The sequence below is a fragment of the Candidatus Kryptonium thompsonii genome (genome assembly GCF_001535985.1).
Classification (GTDB): domain Bacteria; phylum Bacteroidota; class Ignavibacteria; order Kryptoniales; family Kryptoniaceae; genus Kryptonium; species Kryptonium thompsonii.
Genome location: NZ_CZVS01000074.1, coordinates 1 through 7,572 on the forward strand (window position 1 = coordinate 1; position 7,572 = coordinate 7,572).

Annotated in this window: 8 protein-coding genes; all 8 read right to left on the reverse strand. The window is 35.8% G+C overall.

All coding sequences use genetic code 11. The annotated features are described in order from the left end of the window. A partial coding sequence (locus tag AWW78_RS09195; protein ID WP_047134978.1) for a bi-domain-containing oxidoreductase occupies positions 1-1,722 on the reverse strand: 1,722 nt, incomplete at its 3' end. A gap of 174 nt (positions 1,723-1,896) precedes the next feature. Then, positions 1,897-3,108, reverse strand: coding sequence for a glycosyltransferase (locus tag AWW78_RS09200; RefSeq protein WP_047134979.1), 1,212 nt, complete (start codon positions 3,106-3,108; stop codon positions 1,897-1,899). 564 nt (positions 3,109-3,672) lie between these two features. Beyond that, positions 3,673-4,386 (reverse strand): transaldolase, encoded by a 714-nt coding sequence (locus AWW78_RS09205; protein WP_047134983.1) that lies wholly within the window; start codon positions 4,384-4,386, stop codon positions 3,673-3,675. Between the two features lie 23 nt (positions 4,387-4,409). Beyond that, positions 4,410-5,006: an SIS domain-containing protein gene (locus tag AWW78_RS09210; RefSeq protein WP_047134980.1), complete on the reverse strand. Its 597-nt coding sequence runs from the start codon at positions 5,004-5,006 to the stop codon at positions 4,410-4,412. After that, a complete protein-coding gene (locus tag AWW78_RS09215; RefSeq protein ID WP_047134981.1) occupies positions 5,006-5,557 on the reverse strand; it encodes a D-glycero-alpha-D-manno-heptose-1,7-bisphosphate 7-phosphatase in 552 nt (183 codons plus the stop codon). Before AWW78_RS09215 ends, AWW78_RS09210 begins: the two co-directional genes overlap by 1 nt. Then, on the reverse strand, positions 5,554-6,462 hold the full coding sequence (locus AWW78_RS09220; RefSeq protein WP_102134814.1) for a Gfo/Idh/MocA family protein: 909 nt from the start codon (positions 6,460-6,462) through the stop codon (positions 5,554-5,556). The genes AWW78_RS09215 and AWW78_RS09220 overlap by 4 nt, the downstream gene beginning before the upstream one ends. Then, positions 6,428-6,562 carry a hypothetical protein gene (locus tag AWW78_RS10870; protein ID WP_276325952.1) on the reverse strand — a complete coding sequence of 45 codons (135 nt, stop codon included), beginning with the start codon at positions 6,560-6,562 and terminating at the stop codon, positions 6,428-6,430. Before AWW78_RS10870 ends, AWW78_RS09220 begins: the two co-directional genes overlap by 35 nt. A 9-nt stretch (positions 6,563-6,571) precedes the next feature. After that, on the reverse strand, positions 6,572-7,417 hold the full coding sequence (locus tag AWW78_RS09225; RefSeq protein WP_047134982.1) for an SDR family NAD(P)-dependent oxidoreductase: 846 nt from the start codon (positions 7,415-7,417) through the stop codon (positions 6,572-6,574). Between the last annotated feature and the right edge of the window lie 155 nt (positions 7,418-7,572).

Consider the following 7,572-nt stretch of genomic DNA (forward strand, 5'->3'; position numbering starts at 1 on the left):
AACCCAATGATTTGGTTGAACAAACCCGGCATTGATTCGGTAATAAATCATTACAGGATCTCTTCTATTTAAAATAGTCTCTTTAAGTTTTTGAGAGTGAGGGGAAAATCGCCTGTTATATCCTACCATCAAAAAGGGTTTATTAGCTAAACCAACGTATGTATCGTATATTTCTTTTAATTCTTCTTCGTTAATACACAGTGGTTTTTCAACAAAAACATGTTTATTGGCTTTTAGAGCTTCTATCACCATTTTGGCATGAGAGCTATGAGGAGTCAGAATAACAACTGAATTAATATCCTGATTTTGGATTACTTCTTGATAGTTCGTTGTAATATTTTGGAAGTGATATTTTTTGGCAACATGATTCGCATTTATGCCATGAGCAGTACAAATCGTGTGAAGTTTTACGTTAGGCACCTTAGATAAAGCTGGTATAAGCAATGCCTTACCAAATAAACCGGCCCCTATGACTCCAACCACAGGTGTAGTTACAAAGGAATTTTCTGAGAGATTAGGGAAATTAGAAACTTTCAATTTTTCATTTTTATCATCATAGTTTTCTTTTGATACACCTTTGGCATAGATATCTTTCTCATCCTTATTGTATTCAATTACAACACCAATATAGGGTCCACCTTTATTATTAAGCATGTCGTTATACAATGACAAAGCGTCTCTTATATGTATCCTATGGGTTATCAAAGGTCTTAAATATATTTTTCTCTCGGAAATGAGCCTTAAAAACTCTTGGAGGTTTCTATTTTCCGTCCAGCGGATATAGCCTACGGGATAATCTATTCCTTTATTTTCATAGATAGGATCAAGGCTCCCTGGACCACCTGCTTTCGAGACTATAATCTCTACCTCTTTATGCCACATCTCATTTCTATTGGGATGAATATCAACAACCCCCACAACAACTACTCTTCCTCTAAAGCGGGAAATCTCTACGGCAAGATGAATAGGCTCAGCAGATTTAGTAGCAGCTGTAATAATTACAGCATCAGTGCCATATCCTTCGGTTATTCTATTCGTTAAATTCTTAAATTCCTCTGGATCTGTTACTGCAGCATCTACACCTAACTGCTTTGCAAGATCTACCTTGGAGGGGTCTATATCAAATCCTGCCACCACACATCCATAAGCTTTTAAAATTTGAACTGTTAATAATCCTATAAGCCCAAGCCCTATCACCGCAACTCTCTCCCCAAAAGTAAGATTTGCACAACGGATTCCGTGTAAAGCAATAATTCCCAACATCCCAAAGGAGGCTTCTTCAAAACTAACATTTTCAGGTATTTTGCAGCAAAGATTTTCAGGCACAGTAATGTATTCTGCATGGGCTGCATATCCTGCTCCTACACAAGCAACCTTATCTCCAACTGAAAACTTATGAACATTTTTGCCTACTTCAACCACAACACCAGCAGAACTATAACCCAAAGGAACTGGGTTATCCAGTCTACCTAAAGCTTCCTGAAATGTCTTTAAAAACCCCTCCTTTTTTGCTTTATCCAAAAATCTTTTCACTAAATCTGGTCTTGCTCTTGCCTTTCCGAGAAGTGATTTTTTTCCAAGCTCAATGATCGATCGCTCTGTACCAATACTAACTAAAGAAAAATGATTTTTTACCAAAACAGAATTTGAGCCACAATTAGGTATAGGCACATTTACTAATTCTATCTCTCCTGTCCTGTAATTTTGAACTAACTGAAACATCAAACTATTCCTTTTTATACCCCTATTATACTATTCTACAATCTTTTCGATAGCAGTTTCTCTATTGTAAGGTAGTTTACCATTGCATACTTCCATAATTGGAGATAAATCAAATATATATTCGGTAGTTATGTTATTTAACCTAAAACTTGTAATGATACATATATGGAATGTTCAACATTGGAAAATTTTGCGCAGATATTTGTCTTGCTTACTTTCGATTGATAACAATTCTTTGATTTTTCCACTTATTATCTTTTCATAAGCAATGATCATCTGATCCGCTATCTTATCCCAAATATATTTTTCCATAACTAATCTTTTGCCTTTACTACCCATATCTTTACATAATTCTGGATTATCCACTAATTCAATCATAGCCTTTGACAAGCTAATAACATCAGGATCAATAACTTTCCCTGCTCCTACACTTTCTACTTCAGGAAAATTGCACTGGCGAGTTATGATAACAGGAAGACCACATATCATTGCTTCTAAAATAGCCATACTAAACCCTTCCGAGTATGATGGTAGTACAAATATGTCGGCTCTACTTAGAACACTTAATTTCATGTGCCCGGTTAATATCCCAGTAAAGATAACCTTATCCATAACACCTTCTATTTTTAACATCTGTTTTACTTGTTTTGCATAACCATAGTTATCAGGCCCTACAATCAAGAGTATAATATCATTCCGAGTTCTGGCAAGTTTTCCAAAAGCTTTAGCTAAAAGATCTAACCCTTTTATAGGATGAATACGTCCTAAAAATAGGATTACCTTTTTTCGTTTCAACCCCGGGTATAAGAGTTCTATTTCTGATCTCTCTGGAAGATTTTCAAAATCTTCTGGATTTAAACCATTAGGGATAAGAAATATATTTTGGTTATTAACAAAGTTAGACATACTTTTAACTTCTTCTTCTGTGATAGCATGAAGCCCAGAAGCTTCTTTTAAAATCCTTTTTTGGATTAAGGTCGCATAGACCCTCTTCCTAAATGCCTTATGATTTAAACACCAGGGATCAAGAGCCCCATGAATGGTTATAACAAAAGGTTTTCTTGCAAGTTTTGTTGCTTTATAAGCAGCATAATGAGGATGATGCCAGATTTCATGAATATGAACTAAATCAAAATCAAAAACTTCTTTCATTAATGCTTTAGCCAAAGATGAAGAATAAGATGTCCAGAATTTTGAAAGAAAACCTTTGGGGAAGAGTTTCACATCAACCCCTTTTGGTATGCATATCTCTTTGCTATTTTCTAACGGTGCAAAAATAGATACTTCAATCCCTTTCTTTGCTAAGGCTTCTGTTAATTCAGTAACAACCTTTGTTGGTCCCCCCCATGCTGGATTCAAACTAGCCGCAACATGCAGGACTTTCATTTTTCACTCCCTAATACAAATTTTATAGTTTCCACGATAACTTTAGCTGCCTTTTTTAGGAGTATAGTCCTTTAATATTCAAAGATACGTCATCTCGCCTTTAAGGCATATTTCCCCTCTACTACATTTTTTATAACTTCGTAAAGTTCTTTCACATTAAATGAATCGAAAGAAAAATCATTAACACCTTCTTTATCAAATCGGGATAACAGCTACATCTCTTTGAAACTAATACAGATAGACCATCTATAATGACCATTCCCTATATGAAAATACCAGTCCTGAGAAATAGGTTTAGAAAGGTTGATATATGGTTCTAAATCATCCATGGTCCCCAAACCAATATAGGTTTATAATCGTCCATTCAAATGGTAAATTTTACCAATTTTGAACTATTTTTTTTCTTCTATCTTGCTCTGCCCATAGGCGGTAATGGGCATAAAATCCGTATCATGTTTTAGAATATAGCCTATTTTACAAGCAAGTAAGGATAAGATAAACACCTACACAGGTTGGGGAGTTGAAAATAGAGTTTGAAATCCTCATGTGTCTACTATATTATCCTTACAATGTAAAGCCAGAAGCTTTTGCATCCTCATAAAACATTTTGACTGTTTCAAGTGAAAACTCGTTTAAATCTTTTCCAATAAGGTCCAGCTTTTTGATTAGATCATAAGTCAAAGTTATAATGTGGCAACCAACTTCAGACGCCTGGACAACATTCAACACTTCTCGTGGACTTGCCCAAATCAACTCTATATTGGAATAGGGTCTCAAATATTCCACCACACTTTTCATAATAGGCACAGGGTCTCTTCCCGTGTCAGCAATACGACCTGCAAAAACTGAAACATAAGCGCCTGGACCATGCAAAAGTGCTGGAACAACTTTTTTTACTTGCTCAAGTGTCATAATAGCAGTGACATTGACCTTTACATTTGCGCTAGATAGTTTTTCTATAAGCTTTGCGCTTGATTCCCCCTTAGTATTTGTTATCGGAATTTTTACATAGACATTTTCACCCCAGGATGCGATCTCACGCGCTTGTCGTTCCATTTCATCAAACTCATCTGAAAATACCTCAAAAGATATTGGCTTATCTTTTATCTCAGATAATATCTCTTTAGCAAACGCCTTATAATCTTTTATCCCTGCCTTTCTCATTAATGTGGGATTTGTAGTAAAGCCAGCAATTATGGAATTTTTAGCCATCTGCAACATTAAATCTTTTTCAGCACCATCAGCGAATATTTTAATACGGAATTTTTTTAGTTCCATAAAAATCCTCCTTATCATATGATTTATTTTGTTGATTCCCACTTTGGCAGATTTACTTGAAGATCAGGGTGAGATACAAGTAGATGCCAGATCATAGCTTGAAAAGATTCTGTAAGAGCTGTTATCAAGGATGGATCTATTGTTGGAATAATAATACTAACATCAGAATTTTTAGCAGCATAGCCACCATCTCGACCAACTATACTAATAACTTTTGCACCAACCTCCTTAGCAAGTTTAACGGCATTAACAAGATTTGTAGAAATATTCTTTTCTTCATTTCCTCCACCAACCGAGAATACGAAGAGACAATCTTTAGAATTAATCCTACTGACTTTCAAGTAATTAGCAATAGATAAATCCCATCCCTCATCATTGATTCGGGCAGATAATTCTGATACATTATCTGTTGGGCAGTATGCCTCAAAACCACACAACTTTCTAAAGTCGCATGTTGCGTGAGATGCATGACCAGCACCACCTCCAGAACCAATGAAAAACAATCGCCCCTCCTCATCCCTTATTTTTTTTAAGACTTGCACCATCTTTTCAATTGCCGATGTATCAATAGAGTCAATTATTTGTTTTGCCACTTCTAAGTACCTTTTGCTAAAAGACATTAGCTCCTCCTCTTTTTAATTTTATTAACTTTATGAATCATTAGAATATTTATTACCTCACTTAAAGTATTTATGTTATAATCTGCAATACCATGGATATTGGTATTATAATCCGTTTGAAGAAGAATGGTTTTTACACCAGCCCTCTTTCCAGCTATAATATCTTTTTCACTATCCCCTAAAAAAAATGAATCTTCCAAGTTAATTTTGAATCTTTTCGCTGCTTCAAAAAGCATTCCTGGATTGGGTTTTCTTCTAAAATCTGAATTATCGCAACTTGTACATACAAGTATAGCATCAAGGGGAAAGATTCTATTAAGTAGTTCATGAATCTTTTCAAGCTCAGAAATATTCATTTTTTTTCTTTCTATATCAGGTTGATTTGTAACTACAATTGTCATATAACCTAATGCTTTTGCCGCCTCTACAACCCTTATTGCTTCGTTCATTATCTCAAATTCAGACAAAAACCAAGGCGAACTTACAGTGCCATTTCTAATCACAACCTTATTGAGTATCCCATCCCTGTCAAGAAAAAGAGCTTTTTTCACTTTATAACAATAACTCTATTTAATTTGGATGATTTGTATATTGCCTCAACAACTTTATTCGCCTTCAAACCATCCAGTCCATTACCAATTGGCTGCCTGTTTTCTTTAATGGCTGATACAAATTCCAGCCATTCCCTTTCCCAGCTTATATCATCGGACGGGAAATCAATAACTTCAATATTGGGCCTACCTCCTTCCTTTTGTCTCTTTCCTATTTCAAGGGTTTCAGGTCCATAATTTCCACCCAAGCCATTTATAGTTAGGTATCCATTTTCACCAAATATCTCAAATGAAAAGATATTTTTCCAATTAGTCCAGCTCACATGAAATGAAGCTGTAACATCTTTATCTGTCTTTAATATGGCAAATGCGTTATCTTCTACTTCTATATCCCAAAACTTTGTCTCTACCTTGCCATATACTTCAGTAATCTCACCCCCAAACCAGCGTATCAGATCTATCACATGAACACCCTGGTCAAGGAGTTCACCTCCACCACATAACTCTTTCGATGTACGCCACTCCTTTTCCATTCCAGGACGTCCACCATGTCCGTATCTTGAACGAATAATAAGGAGGCGTCCTATTATGCCCTCATCTACAATTTGTTTAGCCTTCCATACAGCGGGATGAAATCTGTGATTAAAACCAGTTTTTATCACAAGATTTTTCTTACTGGCAGCTTTAAGGATATTTTCCGCTTCTTTGATATTCCTGCCGAAGGGTTTCTCACAAAGCACATGCTTTCCACTTTCCAATGCTGCAATAGAGATAGGGGCTAAAACACTATTGATAGTTGAAACAATTACAATATTAATATCCTTTCTAGTTACCACTTTTCTCCAGTCACTTTCTGCCTCTCCTCCAAATTCAGTAGCAAGCTTCTTTGCAGCATCTTTGTTTATCTACAACTGCTCTTAAACTTCCAATACCTGTTTTACTTATTGCTGCTGCCCTTTTTCTGCCAATAAGACCTGCACCTATTATTGCAACGTTAAATTGCATTTAAAATTTTCATTTTTTAAAAAAGGTTTTATCATCAATACGGCGTAGCACAGCGATATCTTTATCAACCTTTAATTTCTCAATAAAAGCTTCGTTCTTCCATGGGTCCCATGGTGCACTGATAAGCTTGCCTGTTATTCCATCAGACTCCTCAGAAGCCAAAAAGAGAGCAAGCTCTACCACAATCTCCAAAGGACTTCCTCCTTTTACTGCTCGGGTTATTGCTTCCTCAAGCTCTTTCTTACCAGCTAATTCCCCAGCCTCAAGCACTTCCTCAAGCATTCTTGTATTAATTGCACCTGGGGCAATTGCATTAACGTGAATATTATAATCTTTTACCTCTTCTGCAAGTATTTCTGTAAACCGCACAATGGCTGTTTTTGATACACTATAAGCAGAGAAATATGGTCTTGGATATGTAGCGCCCCCACCGGAAAGATTTATAATCTTACCATTCCTCTTTTCAATCATCAGTGGTAATACAGCCTTACAAAACATTGCTGCTCCGAAAAGATTTACTTCGAAGTTTCGTATCCATTCTTTTATATCCACATTCTGAAATAATCCTATTGGCTTCTGTATGCCTGCATTGTTTATAAGAATATCTACTGTTGAAAATTTCCTAACAGTTTCCTCCACAATTTTTTGAACGTCATTCCAATTTGAAACATCACCAATTAACCCTATTGCTTCACCACCATTTTTTTTTATCATCTCAACGGTAGCAAAAACTTCTTCTGAAGTCCTTGCTACAATTGCAACCTTAACCCCCTCACGGGCTAAACGTAGGGCAATGCCTCTTCCTATTCCCCTTGAACCACCTGTAACAATTGCGCTCTTGTTTTTAAGATTCATCTTTGCTTTATTTAGGTTATAGGTTTTATTTTAATAACATTATTCAAAAAATAAAATTTTTTAACCCTGGCCCTCATTCTAGATTCTAACATAATATTTAAGAAGTTTCCACTGATATACGACGCTCTGGTTTCATGAGTTTACCTGTTGTGCAG